The organism is Phaeobacter sp. PT47_59 (assembly GCF_028890025.1).
Taxonomy (GTDB): domain Bacteria; phylum Pseudomonadota; class Alphaproteobacteria; order Rhodobacterales; family Rhodobacteraceae; genus Phycobacter.
Map to the genome: position 1 here is coordinate 17,655 of NZ_JARCJL010000033.1, position 21,403 is coordinate 39,057.

The 21,403-nt window shown below is 61.3% G+C and carries 21 protein-coding genes and 1 pseudogene; 15 read left to right on the plus strand and 7 right to left on the minus strand.

The features are described 5' to 3' along the window. Window positions 1–118: 118 nt before the first annotated feature. Window positions 119–1,585, minus strand: a pseudogene (locus PXK01_RS19785) (aldehyde dehydrogenase family protein). 316 nt (window positions 1,586–1,901) lie between these two features. On the opposite strand from PXK01_RS19785, the gene PXK01_RS19790 reads away from it, so the two are divergent. Further along, entirely contained in the window at window positions 1,902–2,126 is a 225-nt protein-coding gene (locus tag PXK01_RS19790; RefSeq protein WP_239368556.1) for a hypothetical protein, read from the plus strand. Here the strand turns inward: PXK01_RS19790 and PXK01_RS19795 are convergent. Next, window positions 2,120–2,698, minus strand: coding sequence for a hypothetical protein (locus tag PXK01_RS19795; protein WP_274861454.1), 579 nt, complete (start codon window positions 2,696–2,698; stop codon window positions 2,120–2,122). The genes PXK01_RS19790 and PXK01_RS19795 overlap by 7 nt on opposite strands. Before the next feature lie 132 nt (window positions 2,699–2,830). Between PXK01_RS19795 and PXK01_RS19800 the strand changes: the two genes are divergently transcribed. From PXK01_RS19800 to PXK01_RS19865, 14 genes are all read left to right on the plus strand, one after another. Further along, window positions 2,831–3,145, plus strand: coding sequence for a hypothetical protein (locus PXK01_RS19800; RefSeq protein WP_008335576.1), 315 nt, complete (start codon window positions 2,831–2,833; stop codon window positions 3,143–3,145). A 109-nt stretch (window positions 3,146–3,254) separates the two neighbouring features. After that, the gene (locus tag PXK01_RS19805; protein WP_446728465.1) at window positions 3,255–3,782 is read left to right on the plus strand and encodes a lytic transglycosylase domain-containing protein; all 528 of its coding nucleotides are present in this window, start codon (window positions 3,255–3,257) and stop codon (window positions 3,780–3,782) included. A 16-nt stretch (window positions 3,783–3,798) separates the two neighbouring features. Then, window positions 3,799–4,080, plus strand: a complete 282-nt coding sequence (locus PXK01_RS19810) for a TrbC/VirB2 family protein (RefSeq protein WP_274861456.1) — start codon at window positions 3,799–3,801, stop codon at window positions 4,078–4,080. 111 nt (window positions 4,081–4,191) lie between these two features. Then, on the plus strand, window positions 4,192–4,470 hold the full coding sequence (locus PXK01_RS19815) for a type IV secretion system protein VirB3 (protein ID WP_008335580.1): 279 nt from the start codon (window positions 4,192–4,194) through the stop codon (window positions 4,468–4,470). After that, window positions 4,445–6,838: a VirB4 family type IV secretion/conjugal transfer ATPase gene (locus tag PXK01_RS19820; RefSeq protein ID WP_027246176.1), complete on the plus strand. Its 2,394-nt coding sequence runs from the start codon at window positions 4,445–4,447 to the stop codon at window positions 6,836–6,838. Before PXK01_RS19815 ends, PXK01_RS19820 begins: the two co-directional genes overlap by 26 nt. Further along, window positions 6,835–7,044: a hypothetical protein gene (locus PXK01_RS19825; RefSeq protein WP_008335582.1), complete on the plus strand. Its 210-nt coding sequence runs from the start codon at window positions 6,835–6,837 to the stop codon at window positions 7,042–7,044. The genes PXK01_RS19820 and PXK01_RS19825 overlap by 4 nt, the downstream gene beginning before the upstream one ends. Then, the gene (locus PXK01_RS19830) at window positions 7,041–8,153 is read left to right on the plus strand and encodes a transglycosylase SLT domain-containing protein (RefSeq protein ID WP_274861458.1); all 1,113 of its coding nucleotides are present in this window, start codon (window positions 7,041–7,043) and stop codon (window positions 8,151–8,153) included. The genes PXK01_RS19825 and PXK01_RS19830 overlap by 4 nt, the downstream gene beginning before the upstream one ends. Continuing rightward, entirely contained in the window at window positions 8,150–8,917 is a 768-nt protein-coding gene (locus PXK01_RS19835) for a type IV secretion system protein (RefSeq protein ID WP_274861459.1), read from the plus strand. The genes PXK01_RS19830 and PXK01_RS19835 overlap by 4 nt, the downstream gene beginning before the upstream one ends. After that, a complete protein-coding gene (locus tag PXK01_RS19840; protein WP_274861460.1) occupies window positions 8,914–9,348 on the plus strand; it encodes a hypothetical protein in 435 nt (144 codons plus the stop codon). Before PXK01_RS19835 ends, PXK01_RS19840 begins: the two co-directional genes overlap by 4 nt. After that, the gene (locus PXK01_RS19845; RefSeq protein ID WP_274861461.1) at window positions 9,349–10,362 is read left to right on the plus strand and encodes a type IV secretion system protein; all 1,014 of its coding nucleotides are present in this window, start codon (window positions 9,349–9,351) and stop codon (window positions 10,360–10,362) included. Window positions 10,363–10,379: 17 nt separating this feature from the next. Then, entirely contained in the window at window positions 10,380–11,060 is a 681-nt protein-coding gene (locus PXK01_RS19850) for a virB8 family protein (RefSeq protein ID WP_274861462.1), read from the plus strand. 5 nt (window positions 11,061–11,065) lie between these two features. Further along, a complete protein-coding gene (locus PXK01_RS19855; RefSeq protein WP_274861464.1) occupies window positions 11,066–11,788 on the plus strand; it encodes a TrbG/VirB9 family P-type conjugative transfer protein in 723 nt (240 codons plus the stop codon). Window positions 11,789–11,790: 2 nt separating this feature from the next. After that, window positions 11,791–13,215, plus strand: coding sequence for a TrbI/VirB10 family protein (locus PXK01_RS19860; protein ID WP_274861465.1), 1,425 nt, complete (start codon window positions 11,791–11,793; stop codon window positions 13,213–13,215). Continuing rightward, window positions 13,215–14,219 (plus strand): ATPase, T2SS/T4P/T4SS family, encoded by a 1,005-nt coding sequence (locus PXK01_RS19865; RefSeq protein ID WP_274861467.1) that lies wholly within the window; start codon window positions 13,215–13,217, stop codon window positions 14,217–14,219. The genes PXK01_RS19860 and PXK01_RS19865 overlap by 1 nt, the downstream gene beginning before the upstream one ends. On the opposite strand, the gene PXK01_RS19870 is transcribed toward PXK01_RS19865, so the two are convergent. From PXK01_RS19870 to PXK01_RS19890, 5 genes are all read right to left on the minus strand, one after another. After that, window positions 14,208–15,152: a PD-(D/E)XK motif protein gene (locus PXK01_RS19870; RefSeq protein WP_274861468.1), complete on the minus strand. Its 945-nt coding sequence runs from the start codon at window positions 15,150–15,152 to the stop codon at window positions 14,208–14,210. The genes PXK01_RS19865 and PXK01_RS19870 overlap by 12 nt on opposite strands. Next, the gene (locus tag PXK01_RS19875) at window positions 15,142–17,352 is read right to left on the minus strand and encodes a Z1 domain-containing protein (protein WP_274861469.1); all 2,211 of its coding nucleotides are present in this window, start codon (window positions 17,350–17,352) and stop codon (window positions 15,142–15,144) included. Before PXK01_RS19875 ends, PXK01_RS19870 begins: the two co-directional genes overlap by 11 nt. Beyond that, window positions 17,345–18,928 (minus strand): ATP-binding protein, encoded by a 1,584-nt coding sequence (locus PXK01_RS19880; protein WP_274861470.1) that lies wholly within the window; start codon window positions 18,926–18,928, stop codon window positions 17,345–17,347. Before PXK01_RS19880 ends, PXK01_RS19875 begins: the two co-directional genes overlap by 8 nt. 1 nt (window position 18,929) lies before the next feature. Beyond that, window positions 18,930–20,240, minus strand: a complete 1,311-nt coding sequence (gene dcm, locus PXK01_RS19885; RefSeq protein WP_274861472.1) for a DNA (cytosine-5-)-methyltransferase — start codon at window positions 20,238–20,240, stop codon at window positions 18,930–18,932. Between the two features lie 197 nt (window positions 20,241–20,437). Then, the coding region (locus PXK01_RS19890) for a type IV secretory system conjugative DNA transfer family protein (protein ID WP_274861474.1) at window positions 20,438–21,403 on the minus strand (966 nt) is incomplete at its 5' end.

A 21,403-nucleotide genomic window follows, 5' to 3' on the forward strand; every position in this document is an offset into this window, starting at 1 on the left:
AGATCCTTATCGGTTTGCAAAAGGGGCAGGAAGGGATGGCCTCATCCCGGCCAAAGCAATCAATACAGAAAAAGCTTTTGGATCCCAGACCCCGTTCGCACATTACCTACGCACCGGGTCACTGACCCGACAGATTGATATGCACATTCTTTTCATGGGTGAAGGAAATCAGTTCGCCAATACCTACTTCGCGCCCGATACCCGATTGCTTGACCCCACCGAACGGGGCACCAAGGAAATGCCGACCGACTTCGTTAACCCAAACAAACCCGGCCTCGACGCGTGCAGCCGTACGATGAGCCATCACCAGATCCCGAGTCCAAATTGCACAGGGCAGCCCAAGCTCAAGTGCATTGACCTCGTTCAGCATGGAATCTTCGTCCGACCATTTGCGAACCGCAAGAACTGGCCCGAAAATCTCTTCACGGGCGATACGCATCTGCGGCGTTACATCCGCAAAAATCGTCGGCGCGATAAAGCTGCCTTTCGCCAGCGGACTATCCGTGACCGCATAACCGCCAGTAACGGCGCGCGCACCCTCACTTTTGGCAGAGTCAATGAAACCCATGACCCGGTCGAACTGCGCACGGCTGACAATCGTGCCTATCGTGGTTTCAGGATCCGTCGGAACGCCCGGCTTATATCTTTCAACAGACTCGGCCAGATAGGAAATGACTTCGTCGTGGATATCCTCGTACAGGAATGCGCGACTTATCGAGCCACAGGACTGGCCGCACCAGCCAAAGTTCATTCTAGCGACAATCGCGTCCGCAATCTTTTTCGGATCACTGTCGGGATAGGCAATCAGCGCGTTCTTGCCACCCAGTTCCAGCAGTACAGGTTTGCCCGTAGCGCTGGCGCTTCGCATCACAGCCCGGCCAGCCGACACAGAGCCAATAAGCGTGACCTTTGCAGCGCCAAGGTGCTCGGCCAGGCCAGCACCTGCCTCTAGATCACCCGGCAACACGTTGAATGTGCCTTTGGGCATCAGGCCATAAACAATCTCTGCCAGGCGCTATGCAGTCAAAGGCGCCTGTACCTGCGGCTTGATGATGACAGCGTTCCCTGCCGCCAAAGGCGCCGCCATTTTACCGCCACAAAACATGAACGGATGATTGAACGCCAGGATACGTGCCACAACACTAAGCGGCTGGCGCAGGGTCATATTCACCCGATCCGGCCCCAAAGGGATCGTGTCGCCCTTCATTTCAGTCACAAGACCGGCGAAAAACTCCATCTGGGCCGCCGCGATGGCCGCGTCGCCGCGCACCTCGGTATATGGGTTGCCGCAATTGGCCGCGTCCATCATCGCAAGCTCATCTCCGCGCTTGTGCAAGAGAGCCGCGATTTCCTGCAGAATACTGGCACGCTCAAGAGGAGCAACATCACGCCATTCCTTCAAACACGCAGGCGCTACGTCCACCTCGGCCCGGGTCGCCGCAGCCACTAATCCGATCAGCTGACCTGTGCCCGGGTTAAAAGTCTCCTCGTAATTTCCTGCGCTTGGCGGAACCCATGCGCCCCCACAATACAGCTGCTCCTTACCAGAGAGAGCATGGTTTGCATCCATATTCACCATGCGCATATGACGTTTCCTCCCGCGATTGCCCTTGATTACTTAGATTACTAATATATTCAACCAATGAACCCCATCGCCTGCCAAGTGAAATCGTTGCGCGTATGAAAGGTTTTCGCCGGGCGGCACGCAGGTTAGCTGCCCTGTCAGGCACCCCCCACCGGGTGCCGCTGATCGCTAGCGCATCGGCTGGGGTGACTAATGCCTTCCAAGCTACCAACATTCAAGTGAAATATTGGACCCTCCACTAGCAAGCAAATTACCGCCATACGCTCACTATCTGCTATTTTAGATCACTAATTATTCGCGTAAATACTCTCTTGGATTGAATTATTTTCTGGGCATTCAATTGATTAAGAAAAAGACAGCCTGGCCCTTTCAGGAAGGGTTTATCATCAACGGAACGGCGGAAACCCATGTGTTTACCGACTACCGCTGGAATGATGGAAGCGTGAGCCGCCGCCAGTTTGTGGATCCAAACAGTTACGACCACACGCGTATCACAGTACGGCCGATTTCACTAAAGCTGCCAAGCAGCCAGGATCAGTAGGAGAACCACTCCGAGTGACCCACCGTGCCCTCGTAGTCTCCGTATTCGACCATGATGCTGCGCAAATAGAAGTACGAGGAACTTCCGCCGCTCGGAAAGGCAATCTCCTGCCCGCTTTCCGAGATGAATGTCACGGGCCAGGGCGTGTGGGATCGGTAGACCCGCTGGATGTACCGGCAGGTGCGGTTCTCTCGGTCGCAGGAACGAAGCGACCAGTCCCAATACCGATCACCTCCCCTTTCTCTATAGGCTTGACCGGTGAACCAGATCACATGAGTGCGGTTCAGCCATTCGTATTCGGGCAGGTTGGTGTCGAGCTCGCCCTCCCCGCCGGGCCCGCCCAGCTCGACCGGCACATGGGCAAAGGTGCAGACCCCGAAGGGCGGCAGGCTCGGCCAGGGTGTGATGCGGCGGATCATGGTGCGATAGGCGCGCGCGCAGACCGCGCTCGGGGGGAAGCCTCCCGCCATGCAGAGCATGATGGCGCAGTCGACGTCATAGGCCCGCGCTTTCTCCGGGGCTCCGAACACCGCCATCACTCCCATTGCAGCTGCCATCATCTGTCGCTTCATGTCGCTCTCCCGCAAAAGTTGCGCAGACTATCGCGCAATATGTGTTTATCTGCAATATGTCGTATTGACTCCATATGACTTTATGGCCTTAGTGTCGTGAAGTAGAAGGGCTCTCGTGGGGAGAGTCCGAACATGCCGATAGCGCGCAACCAGATCCTGATCACCATCGATGGTGTCAAAGACCTGTCCGAGAAGGGCATAGCGTTCCGCTGCCGGTATGAACTCGTGGGGTTCACGGACGATGGCAAGCCGCGCTACCAGTGCATCTACCTGCGCGAGGGCGAGCCGGAAGCCATTCTGGTCTCGACCCGGATCACCCCGCACGGGCCAGAGCCGCGGTATTTCAACATATGGCCGGGGCTCTTCAAACATCATCTCGAGTTCGGTGACGGGCGCGATCTGCGCTTTGGTCCTGACTACAGCATCACCCTCGAGGAGCGCGGCTGACGTCATCGCCTTCGGCCGCGACGGCACGGCGCGGACATCCGGCTGGACCTTTCATGGCGAACGACCTGCCTGGGCAGGGCTAGATGATAGCACTGAGGCGGAAGTCTTTTTGGCCTCATTGGACGCCACGCCGCCTTCCGGTCGCGACGGCACCCTCTCCCTGATCCACGCCACCGCAGATCGCCACCAGGGAAACCGCGCCCTGCGGCAGGTCGGCCTCGATGCGGACGACTGGCAGATCCTCTTCCGCGCCCTGGTCGAAGCTGAAAGCAGCTATGACCCGACCGCCGTCAGCCCCAAGGGTGCCTACGGTCTCGGCCAGCTGATGCCGGACACAGCCCGTGCGCTCGGAGTCGATCCGCGCGATCCCTCCCAGAACCTCGATGGCTCAGCGCGGTATCTGCTCGCGCAACTCGGATCGTTCAAGGACATCGACTTGGCGCTGGCAGCCTACAATGCCGGACCGCACCGGGTGGTCGATTATTCCGGCATCCCGCCTTTCACCGAGACCCGCGACTACATCGCGCGCATCCACCGGATCCGGTCCCGACTCGCGGGTACACCTGTTTCCGCGCCGGACATCCGCGTCGCTGCCCGGGTGCCTGCGCGCGCTCCGGTCCTTATCGATCTTCAGTAATACAAGGGAACTTCGCATGCTTCGACATCGCCTCAGCCGCCTCTTGCCCGTCGCCACAACCCTGGCGGCTTTTGCAAGCCCTGCCCTCGCGCAAGACTTGTCCCCGATCCAGACCATGCTGGAAACCGTCGAGGCCGCGCTGACCGGTCCCATCGGGATCGCAGTCGCCACGCTCGCGGTCATCGGCACCGGTTTCATGTGCATGATGGGACGGCTGAACTGGGGCTGGTTCGCCTCGGTCATCATCGGGATCGTGCTGATCTTCTCGGCCGGCACCATCGTCGACGGCTTCTCGTGACATTCCGGCAAAATAGCGTCCTACGAGCGACCCGAACGCGTTGTGCTACGCAAACGCTGCCTCGGGCCCCTCTCCGGACACACATTTCCTTCTAAGCCGGAATATCACCCAATGGCAGAACGATCTCCCCTCTTTCTGGGCCTCGCCCGTCCGCCCAAGTATCTGGGTCTCCCTGTCGGATACCTCGTGGTTCTGGCGACCGGGGTCGTTCTGCCGTTCATCTGGACGAAGTCGATGGTGTTCTTCCTGATCGGGATTGTCGCCTATCCGATCCTCTGGTTCGTCGCCGACCGCGAGCCGCATTTCTTCGAGGTCCTGCGCGTCTCCTACGGCTCTGTGCGCGCGACGAAGAACCGGGCCCTGCATGGAGGCGACAGCTTTGGCGCGTGATGCGGGCACCCTTTCTTCCTTCGGGACCGCCTTGCATCACGCCGGCGGCGGCGAGTTCGCGCGGGAGAGCTATCTGGCCGAGCACCTGCCGTATTTCGCGCTCACGGATGACGATGTCATGGTGCTGCGAGAAGGCGATCTCCTCGCAACCATGCGCCTCGATGGTCTCAATCCGATGACCACTGAGGACGCCCGGCTCGACGCGCTCAAGCGCGCGGTTGCCGCCATCGTCGCCCAGACCGGCAATGCCTTCGGTTTCTACATACACCGGATCTCCGTGCCGCAAAATCTCGGGATGCGCCCCATCGAGGGCGACAGCTTCGCCGCCGCGATCGATGCGCGGTGGCAGTCCCATGTGAAAAACCTGCGCCCCGCCAAGCGCCAGCTTTATCTCAGCGTCATCCGGCGGCCCGACATCTCGGCGCGCATTCCGCTCCTTCGGGCACTGGCCCGCAAGGCCTGGGTCAAGGACCGCGCGACACGGATGCAGGAGTTGAACGAGGTCATGGGCTTCTTCGAGGTGGCGCTTGCGTCGGCCAATCCGGTCAGACTCACGAAAGCTGGCGGCGAATGGCTGGGCTATCTCAATACGCTGAACGCCGGCAGCTTCTCCCCCATCGCCTTCGGGCAAAGTGCCTTGCCCCTCTCGCACACCCTGAGCAATTGCCGCGCGACCTTTGATGGCGACGTGGCCACCCTGACCGATGCAGTGACTGGGCGGGTCAAATACGGCGCGCTCTTCTCAATGAAGACCTATCCCGCACTGACCGACGTCACGCTGCTCGACGCGCTCGACCTGCCCCTCGACATCGTGCTCACGAACTCCTTCAGCCCGATCCCGAACAACATCATGGCCGAACGCATCCAGCGGATCATTCGTCAGATGCACGCCTCAGACGATGCCGCCGTGTCCCTGCGCGAACAGCTGGGACAAGCCGCCGATGATCAGGAGGCAGGACGCATCGCCTTTGGCGACCACCACCTCTCCATCGCGGTCTATGCGCCCGACCGCGACACGCTCGAACGGGCCGCCGCCCAGATCAAACGCGTGGGCCAGGAAATCATGTCGGTGATCGTCCGCGAAAACATGGCGCTGAAGGCGACGTATTTCGCGCAGTCGCCCGGCAACTTCGGCTACCGCGCCCGCAAGACACCAATCTCCTCGATTAATTTCGCTGACTTCGCGGCCCTGCATGGCAGCGTCGAGGGGCGCAGCCCGGACCAGTCGCCATGGGGTCAAACCATCACGGTCCTGCCCACGGTCGGCACTTCTGGCTATCGCTTCAACTTCCACGAGGCGGGAGCCCCAAGCAAGGAACCCACGGTCGGCCATACGCTCGTTCTGGGGCGCACCGGCACCGGCAAGACACTGACCACCGCTTTCCTCGCAGCCCAAGCGCAACGGGTCGGCGCGCGGCTTTTCTTCTTCGACAAGGACCGCGGCCTCGAAATGGCGGTCCGCGCCCTTGGCGGGCGCTATAACGAAATCCGGGCTGGCGTACCCACGGGCCTCAACCCGCTTGCCACCGAGACCGACGAGCGCGGCCGCGCCTGGCTCTCGGACTGGCTCGCGACCCTGCTCACACGGAATGGCACGCTCTCGGGCGAGCAATCCCGCCACATCCAAAGCGCGGTCGGCCAGAACGCCGATGCGGGGGCAGGCCTGCAGCGCTTCGCCAGTTTCGAGACCCTGTTCCAGTCGCTCGATGACGATGGCGAGCTGCAATCTCGCGTCGCCGAATGGGCGCCGGGTGGGCGCTATGGCTGGGTGTTTGACGAACCCGAGCGCGGTGCGGGCCTCAAGCTCACGGGCGACATCGTCGGGTTTGATATGACCGAGATCCTCGACATGACCACCGAGCGAATGGCGGTGCTCTCCTACATCTTCCGCCAGATCGAACGTGTGGTCGAGGATCGCCGTCCCACCATCATCGTGCTCGACGAAGCCTGGAAGCTCTTGGACGACCCGTATTTCGGGGCGCGGCTGGAAAACTGGCTGGTCACGCTTCGGAAGATGAACTGCGTCGTGATCATGATGACGCAATATCCAAGCCAGCTGCGCGACAGCCGCGTTGGCAAGACCATCGTCGAAACAGTCCCGACCCAGATCCTCTTCCCGAACGATCGTGCCACTGTCTCCGACTACGACTTCCTCCGCGTCAACGCCAAGGAGGCGGCCCTTCTCGTGCAGCCCACCATCGGCCAGCGCATCGCGCTCGTTCGCTCGGCGGGCGACAGCGTCTTCGTCGATGCCGATCTCTCTGCGCTCGGAGAGTTGCTGCCCATCCTTGGCGGCGGCGCCACCGGCGAAGCCCGCGTGCCTGCCGATTGGCGCGCCAATCCCGATTTCTGGAGACATGTGATATGAGTTCGCAACCCCTTCTCGCGCTTTGCGCCGCCGCAAGCCTTCTGTCGGCTTGCGAAAAATACACTGAGAAAACCTCGCCATGCTTCGGACGCAAGGGCGAGCCGCAGGTGACCCGGTCCGCACTTTCCTTCTCGACCATGGGCGCACCGGTTCAGGAGACAGCCAAGCCCGACTGTACCTTCGAACCCCTGCCCCGTCCGGAATGAGCCGCGCCGCGATCATATCCACCGGACTCTGCCTCGTCCTCGGTGCCCTGCCCGCGCTCGCCCAGGGCGTGCCGACGCAGGACAATTCCGCGATCGGGCGCGCCATCGCACGGGTGACGGCACTGGCCGAGGATCTGGGTGTCCAGCAGGACAAGGATCGCACGGAGACGACGCTCGCCGATGTCCAGGCCGACCAGTTGCGCGTCCTCGAGGAGATGACTGCGGCGATCACTGGTCCCGGCTTCGATATCCGCGCGCTCGAAGGCAATGCGGATTTCGGGGTGGCGGCGGTCTATCCCAATACCGATCCAAGCCCGATGAACAGCCGCCTCTTCGGCGAGGGTCGCGAGACCGTCGAGATGATGATCGTCGAGGTCGCGGGCGAGTTCGCAGGCGCCCCCGGTGTGGCCCGCGCCGGTCTCTCGGCCACCCAGTGGCGCTGCCTCTTCCAGGCCCTGATCAAGCAGGAGAGCCGCTTCAACGTCGCGGCACAAAGCCCGGTCGGCGCCTATGGGCTGACCCAACTCATGCCCGGCACCGCCTCCGATCTTGGAGTCGACCGCTATGACGTGAAAGACAACCTCCGCGGCGGCGCGCGCTATATCACGACCCAGCTCAACCGCTTCGGCAACATCCCCCATGCACTTGCGGCCTATAACGCAGGGCCGGGTCGCGTGATCGAATATGGCGGCGTGCCGCCCTTTGCCGAAACTCAAGGCTACGTGCGCAACATCTCGAAATTCTACAACGAATACCTCGCCGTGGTGGGCGGCGCCGACGCGCTCGGCACACTCTCTCCCTCGGACTTTGCGCTGGCCGAATATGCCAGCATCTCCGAGGCCGGCGTCTATTATGCCGCCGACAGTTCGGCGACCACCGAGCAGGTCATCAACCGCTTGCGCGCGATCATCCTGCAGATCGATGCGCAACCCAATGCCAAGGCGGCCTGGGAGCTCAACACCTACGCCAAGGCCGAGATCGGCCGCATCCTCAATCTCCGCGTCCGGCTGATGGCGGCAAACCAGCAGCGCGAGGCGGCCTACGCCCAGCACCTCGTGGCCGACCGACTGGCCGAGCGCGACTTCATGCAGATGGGAGTTCCAGAATGAGACATCTTCTCCTGACCGTGGCCGCGGTCACCACACTCGGGTTTGCCTCACCCGCAACGGCCCAGGGCGTACCAACCTTCGATGGCTCGCAGCTTGGCCAGCTCGTGGCACAGCTCGAGCACATGGCCGAGGACCTGAATGTCCAGATGCAGCAGCTCGCGACCATGCGGCTGGAACTGGAAACCCAGCTGTCGCAACTGACGAACCTCGAGGCGCAACTGACCTCACTGATAGAGGGCAGCGGGCTCGGAGAACTCTTCGCCACGGTCGAAGAGTTCCGCGCGCTGCGTGGCAAGCTGGTAGCTCCGCTCAACACCGCGCAGTCTTTGGCCAGCGGGGATTTCCTGAGCGGCTTCAATCCCGGCGCGGAACTCTCGGCCTCGGTCGAACGAGTCCTGTCTGGCAGCGGCTTCACCTCGGAGCGCCTGAGCACGCTCTCGGGATCGGATCAGCCCGCCGACAACCGCATCGCCACCTCCGCCGGGGCCAGTGCCATGCTGTCCGTCGCCGCGCAGGAAAGCCATGAAGAGGCCGGTCAAAGCCTCGAGCGGCTCGAGACCATGGTCGGGCTCATCGACGATCAGGACGGGCTGAAAGCCGCCGTCGATCTCAACACCCGCGTCACCGCAGAGCTTGGCATCATCCTGACCCAGATCTGGCGGCTGGAAGCGGCGCAAGGCGTCAGCGCCGGCCAGCTTGGTGTCGTCGATGCCGCGACCCTCGCGGACGAGCGCAAGTTCCGCTCGATGGCGGTGGATCCATGAGGACCTCCAAGCTTACCCCGAGCCGCTTCACCCTGTTGGAAGCCGGACTTCTAAGCCTTTCGCTTGCCCTGCCGCTCGGCCTCCTTGTCTTGCCTGACGCGGCATCAGGTCAGGATCGGCCCTTCACCTCGATGGAGGTCCCACGGGAAGAAGAGGATGCATGCCGTGTCCCGAAACCGCCCGCCGATCTGGCCGAGACCGCCTATCTCCGCAATGGCTACCGCGCGATCCTGCGCATCCTGATCGCCGAAGAAGCCCTCGCCTCGGAAACCTGCACCTGCCTGCTGGACCAGTTCACCTGGGATCAGGCGCTCACCGCCCTGCCCCGGTTCCAGACCTCGGACAACCCGCGTCTGCCCTTCAACGTGCTCGAGCTCTACGCCAAGGCGGACGCGCTCGAGGCGCAAGTTGTGGAGGCCTGTGCGGAGTAAATGGGGGTCATTCGCGACATCCTTGGCCAGGTCGACGCCGCCGTGAACACCGTGGCACAGGACGGCTTTGTCTCCTCGGCAGGTGCTGTCGGTGACGTGATTTCTGCCGGGGCCGCGCTCCTTGTTGTCCTCCTCGGCATCAACGCCGTGATGCAACTCCGCCCCCTGCCCTTCGGCACCGGCTTTGCCTTCGGGATGAAGGTGGCACTGGTGGGGATATTCGCGCAGAGCTGGGATAATTTCAGCGTCATCTATGACGTCGTCACGCGCGTGCCCGACTCCGTCGGTGCCTCGATCCTCGCGCTCACCGGCTCGGGCGACGAGGCCGGGGTCTATGAGAGCCTCGACAACATGGTCGCCCGCATCACCGCCTATGGCGACACGATCGGCGATCGCGCGGGCTGGGTCTTCGGCGCGGTTCTGGGTGCCATCTTCTTCGTCCTTTCCGCCGTTTTCGCAGCCGTCACCGCCGGGATCATCGCCTTCGCCCGCATCGTCTTCGCGCTCATGATCGTGATCGCCCCCTTCATGATCGTGACCTCGCTCTTCAAGCCGACCCAATCGCTTTTTGAGGCCTGGACCCGCGCCACCATCGGATATGCGCTCATGCCCGTCGCCGCCGCAGGCGCCGCGGGCATCATCGTCGCCATCGCCGAGGCCATCGGGGACGCCTCCGCCGATCCGGGCGATGTCGAGACCGTCAGCCTCATCCTGCCCTTCCTCGTCATCCTCATCCTCAGCGCCGGGATCATGGCCTCGGTGCCCTACATCGCCTCCAACCTTACCGGCGTGGTGGGCATTGCCTCGAATGCCGTGGGTCTCACGGGCCTCGCACGTCAGGGCTTCGTGAACACGCGCCAGTATGGCACCGGCGCAACCGCGCGCCTCGTCACCGGCAAGTCTCCGCACGAGCTGAACCAGATGGCCAATGCGGGCGTGGTCAAAACCGGCGAGATGATCCGCCAAAGCCCCGGCGCGCTCCTCTCCGCCGCCAAGGCCTTCCGCAAACCCTGATGTGAAAGACGATTGACTTGAAGAAGCTTGTGACCAGTTCCCCCGCGCCCGATCGCGATGCTTTCGAGGCGGATTTCATCTACGGGCCACGGCGGCGCGAACGATTTGCCTGGTTTGTCGCGGCGGCCGGCGTACTGGTCGGCGTCGTCGGCATGGTTGCGGGCGCGAGCCTCTTTCCGCTCAAAACGACAGAGACCTTCGTGGTCGTCGTGGACAAGGAAACCGGCGAAATGGACCGGGTAGCCGCCGTACAGGCCCTGACGCTCTCGGAAAGCGACGCCATCATCCAGGCCAATCTCGTGGCCTATGTGGATGACCGCGAGACCTATGACCTGACCGACGGCGAGCAGCGCATCAACTCGGTGCTCGACCGTTCGGATGGCGACGCCGCTCGCACGCTGCGCGATCTCTGGTCTTCCACCAATGAGGATTACCCGATCACCGTCTATGGGCGTGACGCCAAGATCGAGGTGGTGATCAAGTCGGTGAACCAGATCGAGCGCGGTGTGGCCCAGGTCCGTTTCACACGCACGCTGCGTCGCCCCCGCGACACCCGCACCGTCACCCGGTCTTACGTCGCCACCGTCGGCTACGATTTCCAACCTGAAACCCGCCAGCGCCTTCAGGACGTCTGGGCCAACCCCTTGGGCTTCGTGGTGACCTCCTACCGCGTCGACGCCGAAACCCTGGAGAACTGACCCAAATGAGATCTCTACCTGCGCTCCTCCTGGCGCTTGCCATGCCCGTTGCCGCATCCGCCGAAGCCACGCCGCAAGGCGGTCCGCTCGACATCCGCATCCGCACCGCCGTCTACAATGAAAACCAGATCTACCGGATCGAAACTGACTTGCGGCATTCGACCACGATTCATTTTGGGGCGGGCGAGCGGTTTGAAGCTGTGATCGTCGGCGACACCGAAAGTTTCCAGGTCGACCCGATCCCGGAGCTTGGCAATGTACTGACCATCAAGCCGCATGTGGCCAATGCCTCGACCAATATGACGGTGATCACCAACCGCCGCACCTATTCCTTCCACCTGCGCGAAGGCTCGATCCCGAACCGCACCGGCATGTTCTTCGAAGTCCGCTTCCGCTACCCCGACGAGGAACGCCGCGCGACGGGTGCGACCCAGCCCAAGGGCTTTGAAGCCCCGCGCAATTACAACTACCGCGTCTCGGGGATCGGCGATTTCCGCCCCAGCCATATCTATGACGACGGGCGCTACACGTATTTCGTCTTCCCGGAGAACGGTCGCCAGCCCGCCCTCTTCAAGGCCGATGACCAGGGCCGTGAGCGCACGGTGAACTGGACGCAAGCCGGCAACACAGTCCGCGTGCTCGGGGTGAATACCTACTGGACGCTGCGCATCGGGGACGAAGCGATCTGCGCCTGGCGCGACGAAAGCGCCATCTACGTGAGCAATTGACCATGGCCGATCAATCCCCTCCCGACCTTCAGGACCGCCTCGATCAATTCAGCCAGCGCGGCAAGTCCAAGCGCCGCGGCAACAGCCTCGGGGTTGGCGCGCTCGCCGCCGCCCTCGCCCTTGGCGGCGCCGGGGTCGCGTATTTCCTGGCCACCGGCTTGCAGGAAGGCGATAGCGCACTCGAGACCTCCGATGTCGAGACCTTCCAGGACCGCCGCCCCGGCACCGGTGGGCGGCTGGAGTTTCCACCCGATGAGACCGAACAACGGGTCAATGACGCGCTGATCGCCGTCGAAGAAGCGCTTGATGTGCCCGCCGCCCCTGCCCCCGAACCGAGCGCCGAGGTGTTGGCCGAGATCGCCAAGCTCCGCGAGGCCCTCGCCGCCAGCCAGGCCGCCCGCAACTCGGAAATCCAGTCCGCCGTTGCCGACCTGCGCGAAGCCTTCGATGAACAGAAGGCGGCGCTTGAAGCGACGCTCGCCGCCAAGGAAACCGAACTCGCTAACCTCCAACGCCAGACCGAGACCCGCATCGAAGGGCTGCAGGCCATGCTCGATGCCGAACGGGCGCAGCGCGAGGGGCTCGAGGCCGAGCTTGACCGCGAAGGGCTGATTGCCGATCAGCGGCTTCTCGAAGAACGCCGGCGTCAGGAAGAGGAGCAGCGCCAGCGCGAGGCTGAACGGGTCGCCGAGGAGCTTCTGACCGCGCAGATCAAATCCCCCGCCGTAGTCTTTGCCGACGGTCCACGGGGTGGCCAAAGTGGCGCGGCGGTCGCCGATCCTGCTGCCGCTGGAACCGGGGGCCCGGTCCTGTCAGGAAACGAGCAGTTCCTGCAGAGTGCGCGGCCGCTCGAGGTGCAGGAGGCCGCCCGCCTCACCCATCCCGAACGCACGTTGACCCAAGGGTCTGTCATCCAGGCGGCGCTCCAGACCGCCATCAACAGCGATCTGCCCGGGTCTGTCGTGGCGGTGGTCTCCGAGCCGGTCCCGGCCTTCTCCGGGGACCGGATCCTGATCCCCCGGGGCTCCCGCCTTTTTGGCCAATACCGCTCCGGGATCGAGATGAACCAGAAGCGCATCCTGATCCTCTGGACCCGCGTCCTGACCCCGGACGGTACCTCGATGGAGATCGCCGCCGTGGGCGGCGATCAGCTTGGCCGCTCGGGCCTAACCGGTCTCGTTGACACCAAGTTTGCCGAGCGCTTCGGCGGAGCTGCACTGATTTCCGTGATCGGAGCCGCGCCTGCGGTGGCGGCGGAAAGCGCCAACAATGAAACCACCAGCATCGTCCTGGGCGATGTTGGCAGCGATCTTCAGGACGCGGTCGGATCGGTCATCGCCGACCAGGTGTCGATCGCGCCGACGATCTATGTCGATCAAGGCGCGTCGGTCACCGTGCTCGTGGACCGGGATGTGGTGATTTACTGATGGATCAGGCATCACCAGCCTCATACCTCGAGCGCTATCTCGACCCGTTCCGCGACCTCCTAAGGCGTGACGACGTGGTCGAGATCGCGATCAACCCGGATGGCAAGGTCTGGCTCGAGGTCGCGGGCGACGCCACCATGCGCCACGACGGCCAGACCGTGGACCGGACCACAGCCCTCAACATGGCCCAGACCATCGTCGGCGACGCCAAGGCCCGCGTCTCTGAAAAGAACCCGCTCGTCTCCGGCAAGGTGGAATATGCGGGCCGACCCCTCCGGGTCCAGGTCGCCGTGCCGCCCGCCATCGATCGCGGCGCCTCGATCACGATCCGTCTCTTCGCCTCGGGCAGCGTCCGGGATTACGCCCCTGCCTATCTCTTCGGCAAGGCTGTCTCGCTCGACGCGCTCCGCGCCGAGAAGATGAAGAACATTGCCAGTCTCGCCGAAGATAACCTCGAAGGCGCCCTACAGACCCTGGTCGAGGCGCGGCTCAACGTCCTGATCAGTGGCGGCACCTCAACCGGTAAGACCACCTTCGCCCGCCACCTTCTGACCCATGTCAGTGAGCAGGAGCGGCTCATCACCATCGAGGACGCTTTTGAGCTGTTCCCAGGCCAACCCAACACCGTCGCACTCTTGGCCGACCGCGGTGCCGGCTCACAACGCAGCGCCAACGCCCTCCTCCAAGCCTCCCTCCGCATGCGCCCCGACCGGATCATCGTCGGCGAGCTGCGCGGCGCCGAGGCTCTGACCTATCTCGAAGCGATCAACACCGGGCATGGCGGATCGGTCTCAACCATCCACGCCGAAACCGCGGAACTCGCCATCGACCGTTTGGCGATCATGGTGCTGCAGGCTGGCACGCCGCTGACCTTCGCCGAGGTGCGGGAATACATCCGGAAATCCATCGATGTGATCGTGCAGCTGGGGCGGGCCGAGGGGAAGCGGGGGATCACGGAGTTCTATCTGCCTGGAAAACAATCTTGGAGAAGTTCAGCCAAATAATGACACCGAGCCGTCCAGCGAAGCACTCATTCCAGTAAGGTCCAAACTAAAGCGCACTTCAGCTATGGGATCCCCGAAGGCGACAACAGGTACTGGCAAATCTCCAGCTTGGAACATTGCTACAGATTCACCATCAGGATAGGTCGCAAAGCGCGTATCCGATCCATAAATGTCCGCTCCGCCTTTTCGGAGGCACTGGCGAAAGAATTGAGCACGGACAACAGGATCGTCTAATGCAGCGTAAATCTCATCAATCAACTCGCATGCCATTTCACCGCCAGGCAGTTCAATCAGCAAGATGGATGCAATATAGACCCGGATGTCGGCATTAGGGCGAAGCTGTTCAAGCGAAAACCGATGCCGCCGGGAAGACTTCAGAGTCGTCTTCACCTCTAGTGCAAAATGCTCCGTCACAAAGTCGTACCGGGCATGTGCAGACGACGACCACGCCCTAACTGCTGCGTTCAAATCTTGAGCTGTGCGGATGATGTGCAGCTCACCCCAAAGCCCAACGACGTCGTTTAGTTCGTCGTTCAACCGCGTGAACAAATCGGCAATCGCGAGGATTTGGTCGCGGACGGCCGCTGCGGAGTGATCCGCCCCGGGTGCCAGAAACGCCTCTTCTAAGAGGCGAAGGAAGACACGGATGATGTCGGGATCGTCATTCGCAAGGGAAACTAACGTGTAGGTGCCGGACAGAGCGCTTCCATCCTGAAGCTGGATATCGCAGGGGCACGCAAAGCGAACCTCGACGGCCTTCAGCTTCAGATCAGGCTGGCCATCATCCTCGGCCATCTCGAAGAGCAAATAAGGCTGCCCTTGCGCATCCAAGGAAAGCCAGAGGCCGTGGGCACCATCGATCTTGCTCCCGAAGAGATGCTGGCAGGCATCCGGGAAACGGCGGGCAAGTTCCTGATACGCCTCAAACAGCATCGTCCTCTCGTTCCACCCAAACACGCTCCGCCAAACGCTCGGGGATGTGCACAGCAAGCACGGGCAAGTCTTCCAGAAGCACGCGGTTCTTGGCCGCATTTTCTAGGTGGTAGCGATGAATCTGGAACGTGATCGTGTCGTCAGCCCGGATTTGGCGCGCGCCGGGATAATTGGTGCGCGCGTTGCTACCCTGAAAGAGGTTTCTGATCTTAGGCGGGTCTTTGGTATCGAGACTGCGGCGCGCTTCCACGCCCGACCATGGGCCGGAGAAGGCAAAGACGCTGCACCGCATCTCAGGGTCTTCGCTAGCCAGCTTTTCGAGGCCGACCATGATGGCCGAGTGCTGCAAGCTATCGCCGGGGTTCTTGTAGCGGATTTGCCCGATGTAGGGGATTATCTCGCTGAGCGGAATGTCGTCGCTGAACGCCGGAATGGTCTGCTGCTGGTTCCAGCCGTCCTGCTTGTATTCCCAGAAGTCGAACGCGCCGAGTAGCTGGTTCACCGCTTCCCGGTTATCGGCAACGAAGCCGGTATCCTCATAGGGGTAGTCGGGGTAAATCCACCCTTCACGCCCCCGCGACTGGTACATGTCGAGCAAGATGACAGAGCGTCGTGTCGGCTGAAGCCTCTGGCTGAGGAACCAGGTGCGCCGCCAGTCCTTCAGGCCGCCCCCATCTTTGATGTGCTTGGAGATCGATGAACGGACCGATTCCTCGTGGGAAACGTAGTCTTGGAACGCTTCGATGTTCTCTGTCGTCAGATAGATGCGGCAGAGGCCAAGATAGCGCTTCTTGTAGCCGAAGAAGCGAGCGCGCTGCTGGATGTTGTCGGCGTTGCCGATCCCGATGGACCTCGGCATGTAGGAGACTGTCAGGCCTTCAACGGTGAAGCCACGGTCCAGGCCGATCCCGCCGACAAGTATCCAACTATAATCACCCTTCCAATCAATGGAGGGTATCTTGGTCTTCTCGCGTGTGTTGAGCTCGGCGATGGCGGTTTCCGACACGGCGTCGAATAGCAGCGGCTCGATCTGATCAAAGCCATAATTGACGGCATAGGTCTCGCTCAACCGTTCGAAGGCAGTTCGAAAACCTGCCAGCAAGTCGTCATGGCCGTGATGATCCGGGTCGTCCAAGATGGCCGCCCATTCATCGCGCGTGTTCCGCGCCCATCTCGCAAACATCAGATGATCGGCCTTCGGGATGGCCGGGTGGATCATCATGGAGCGATTGCCGCCGCCCTGGTCATCTTCTTCGCGCAGGCCGATGGCTACGCCAACGAAGAAGTCTTTCAGGGCCTCTAGCATGCTGGCAGGCGGGCTCGCTGGCGGATCGTCCCGGTCCGGCACATCGGTTTGCGGGATGAGCTCGATGTACTTGTCCGGCCCGTCCACAAAGAACTCTTTGCCGCCGACATAGGCGTCTCCGGGTGTCAGCACCGCACCGAAGTCAGGCGAGAGCGTGTCGATGCGGCTGATCAGAAGCGGCGCTTGCGGCGTGGCAGTGTAGAGAAGATAGCTGTGATGCGGGAAAAGACGGCGCAGCGCCGTGATGCGCGCGTAGGTCGTGCTCTCTTCCTGTTGCAGGGCCTTGGTATTCATCCCCGCCTGGTCGCCTTCGTCATCAATGATGAGCGTCGGCACGTTCGTCAGATCGACCCCGGTGAGCAGTGTGGCCAGATGATCGAGATGGCGATGCTCCTTCATGGAGACGATCAGCACTGTGCGCGAGCGCGTGCTCCCCTTGCGCCATTTCGCAAGCTCGCTTTTGACCCGCTCAACCTCGGCCCCCTGGAAGCCTTTGTCTCTGGTCGAGAACAGCTTCCAGTTTCGGTTCTTTTCGACCTCCAAGTCCTTCTTCAGACGCTCGAAGGATTGCTCGACCAAGTTGTTGGTCGTGCCGGCCAGAAGAAGGACGATCTGATAGTCGTTGTCGTGCGCGAGCGCGGACAAGCTTGTGAAAGAAAGCGTCTTGCCGCTTTGGACATAGCCGATGATGAGACCGGTATTGTGATCGCCGGGATTCTTTGGATCAGCGCATTGACGCATGATCGACAAGGTTTCCGAGACAAGCCGGGTCTTCTCGACCTCTGAAAGTGATGTGTTTGACTGAAGAAGGCGCGTCAGAGCCGGACCTTGCGCCGGGTTCCACTTGCCGGAAGTCTGGCGATCATGAATTTGGATAATGCCTTCGTCACTCATCGGGGACAGTCCTCGTCACAAGGTTCTTGAGGATTTCATTGGTGTATTGCCGGATTGCTTTGGGGTGATGCGAGGCAAGCTCTGTGGCGATGACTTCTGACAGCGCCATGGTAGCAGCGATGTTCAGCACTGCAGCGAAGCCTTCCGAGTCGAGATTGGGAAACTGCGCCATGAACGGATGGAGCATGGCCACCCGGATTAGCACTTCGCGCGGATCCGGGTCTGTGATGGCTGGTCTGCTCTGGATGGAAAGCCAGTCGCTTTCCCTGTCGGCATAGGACAATTCGAGCTTCACGATCCAAGGCGTCCCCCGGAACAAGAACTCAAACTGAAAATCATCGCGCTCACCTTCCGCAACCGCGTCAAGCTGCTCCCCAACATCGGGAAGGTTTTCGTCCGGCGAAGGCTCGGGGCTCGGCGATACAACACTCGGAAACGTCTGCTGCGATGTAACCAGGGCTCTGTGATCGAACTGCTTGGCCACGGCGGGCGCGGCACTGCGGGCGACCTTGCGCGCGTTGCGAGCGTCCTCCAAGGCCCTGTATTTTTGCGTCTGCTTGATGATCGGCAGGTCTTCGGCGTTCAAGATTTTGTAGAGCTTGCGAAGAAACTCGTCTTCATGCTCGCCCCACTGAACACCGTCCTTGGTGTGCGAGACACTGAAGCCCTTCAGGTGGATTTCGCCGAAGATGCGCTGTGATTCATAGCTGTTTGGCCGCTTGAAGATGTCGGCTGGCCGGTAGGTTTCATCAGCGCTGCCAAGGACCAGTCTGTTGCGCCTGAAGAGCGCGAGACCGGCAAGTCGGGTATCGGCCTTCTCCCGGATAGCAACGAAGCCGGTGGCTGATTTTCCTGGCCCGAGATCGATATCGATATCGCGCTTCCAAGTGATCTGCGGTCCATCAGGGTCTTTGTAAGATGGCGTGACCAAGACCTTGGGTTCGTCATATCTCAGCCGCTCGCCGTCAACGAAGAGCTCCAGCGCGCCGGAGCGCAGGAAGATTCGATAGATGCTGGCCAGATGCTCTTTGATCTTGCCGATGGTCCGGCCCTTAGGAAAACGGCGAATGTCTTCCAGCCGGATTTCTGTGTAGTGCTTGTCGTCCGACGCAACCGAGGTGACGACATTCAACTCTTCGATGCTGTCATGGACGATGCGGTCGATGTCGAAGAAAACGGTGCGCTCGTCTCTTTCGCCAAGTGCACTGGAGCGGACACTCCATTTCGGCGCGAACCAGCATGCTGCACTCTTCATGCCCATGCCGAACTCGGACAGGCCCGTTGCATCGGGCGGGATTTCGGCAGGTCGGAAGGCGCGCTGATAGTCGGATGAGGCAATCCCGGCAGCGTTGTCGAGAACCACGATCCGGCCGTCGTCCGCATCGAAGGTGATATCGACCCGCAAAACGTAGGAACCGCCCGAGATGGCTTCCAAGTCCTTGCGGCGCGAGATACTGCTCTGGATCGAATTGTCAACGAACTCGGCCAAGGCGTACCACGCCTTGTAGTTAAGGTGCGGCAGCACAGAAAGGACGTTTACGCCGGGCCGGATATTGACCGTGTTTAGGCGGCTCATGTTACTCTGCGGCAACGGCCCGCTGTGCGGACTCCGCTGCATCTTCTCTGGTGACAAGGGCGGCGAAGATGCGCTTCACAACTTCAACATTAACGGCATTGCCAAAGGCTTTGTAAGCACCGTTCTTGGTGCTCGGCAAATGGGTGAGCTCAAGGCTTTGCAGGCGGCTGCATTCGCGCGGCGTCATATACCGCCGCTCCCAGCTTACGATGGGAACTTGGCTCGTTGTCATGGAAATTAGCGCGGGAGCTGTATCGGCCTTCTTGATCCGAATACCGCTGGCCCGGAATTGAATTATATGTTGCCAGATGTCTCGCACCCCACCTTTAATGTTCCATTCGAGCTTTTGAAAACTGGGCGGGAAGGATTTTATCTGATCAATCCAAGGATCGATGATTGATCTGTGCTCGGCGTAGAAGGCGCGGTTCTTTTCGATGAAATCGATCTTCCATGCCGGAAAGCGCTCAAGCTTGGTGCGGGCATAACCTGGAAGCGCAGCTTCAGTCTCTTCGGGCGATAGCCCCTTCAAGGACTGCCCGAATGCACCCTTATACCGGCCAAGCCGACGATATCCGCGCTCATACGGAGTGAGGCCATCAAGGGGATAATCCGCGCCAAATTCCATCGCCCAAATCGGGAATGACGGCAGTTCCATATTTTTCGGGAACGCCGCCACGAATTCCTGCCAAATTGACAGGTAATGGACATGGTTTGGGCTTAGGTGCAGAGCATCCTCGGGTTTATCGTCCAAGACGGACGAAATGGAAAGCTGCGCCGCGTCTTCTGGCACCGGCCAGGAAAAGCCGCCGAGCCCTTCGCGGTCGCCTATGATGAAGGCGCGTTCGCGCTTTTGCGGCACCCCGAACATATGCGGGGACAAGCGCGCAAAATCGACGTCATAGTCGAGCGCGCGCAGCCGGGTGCAGATATTCTGCCACGTCCTGCCCCCGTCATGGCGGACAAGGTTTGGCACATTTTCGATGATGAAGAAGCGCGGTTCCTTCACACGCAAAATGTCGATCACGTAATCGATGAGGTCGCCCCATTGGGGACATTGCAGGCCTTTCTGCTCGCCAGCCTTGGAGAACGGCTGGCAGGGAAAGCCTGCGCACAGGACATCATGATCTGGGATCGAAGGAATATCGACGCTGCGGATATCGCCGTGGGGCTTTGTGCCGTAGTTCTTCTCATACAATGAGGCCAGATCAGCGTTGATCTCCGAGGCGAAGACGCACTCAGCGCCCGACGCACTCAACGCCTGATGAAATCCGCCAAGGCCCGCAAAAAGGTCAATAAACTTTAACTGCGCCACGACGGTCAGGCTCTTTTCTATGTGCTTTGGTGGGTCGTTGGCGATGTCCTCAAACAGCCAATCGCTTAATCTCTACACGATATAGATGAGAGATATGATGTCAACGCTAGACCTACTCCACAACCATACGAAGTGCACCTTTTTCTTTTGGACAGATCAGGGGTGCCCGATTGCGTCGGGCCAGGACACAAGAAACCTCACCCACCCAACAGTTCCTCGATAAAGTCCTCCTGCCGGTCGAGCGCCGCCTCCCATTCCTTCGGCACCGCAGCTTCCCGCTCGAGCGTCTCGGGCTCGGTCTGCCCGCGCCTGGCCTCCATCGCCAACACGCTCATCGCCCGCGCTTCGCGGCGCTGTGATCGATCCCGGACAGGCGCGCGTTCGGCTGGTTTCGCCTGCTCGTATGCGCCGACCTCACCGTCACCACCCCAGGGCCCCACGCCTTGCACACTCGGCGGATAGGGGAAGGGCTTGCCCTCCTGACGGGCGAGCATCTCCTTAAAGAACGGATCATCGTAATACTTGATCCGGCTCGCCTTGATCGGGTGCTGCGGCGAGGCGAGGATGATGACCTCGTCGGGGTCCATGAGGCGCGCTTCCGTCTCGGAAAGCAGCGGCCGCTCTTCGAGCCGCGCCGAGGTCGAGGTCGCGCCGAGGAAGCCCTTGTTGCGGCCATACATCCGGGTGACCGCCTCGCGGGTGGTGCTGCCGACCGCGGCTGAGACTTCCTTCACCGTTCGCTGGTCCCGCGGCGTGATGTAGAGCTTCAGCCCTGCCCCGTTCTCGAGGCTTTCGCGGCCTTCGGGCCCGTAGATCCGGTCGAGCGAAGCCAGCGACTGCGCGATCATTGCGACGCGGCCGCCGTAACTTGCCAGCGAATGGATCGCCCGTTCGAGATAGGGCATCGCCCCCATCTGCTGGAACTCGTCGATCATCATCATGACTGGCCAAGGTTCGTCCGGACCCGGTTCGTTGAGCCGAATCGAGGCGATGAGATCGGCGAACATTAAGCGCAGAAGCGGCGCCAGCGTCGCGATATGATCCTCGGAGACCGCGATATAGAGCGACTGCGGAGTCTTGCGGAATGTCGAGAAATCGAAGTCGCTCGCCTCGGTGGCCGAGCGCACCGCCGGGTTGTCCCATTGCTTGAGACCGGCCGTCAT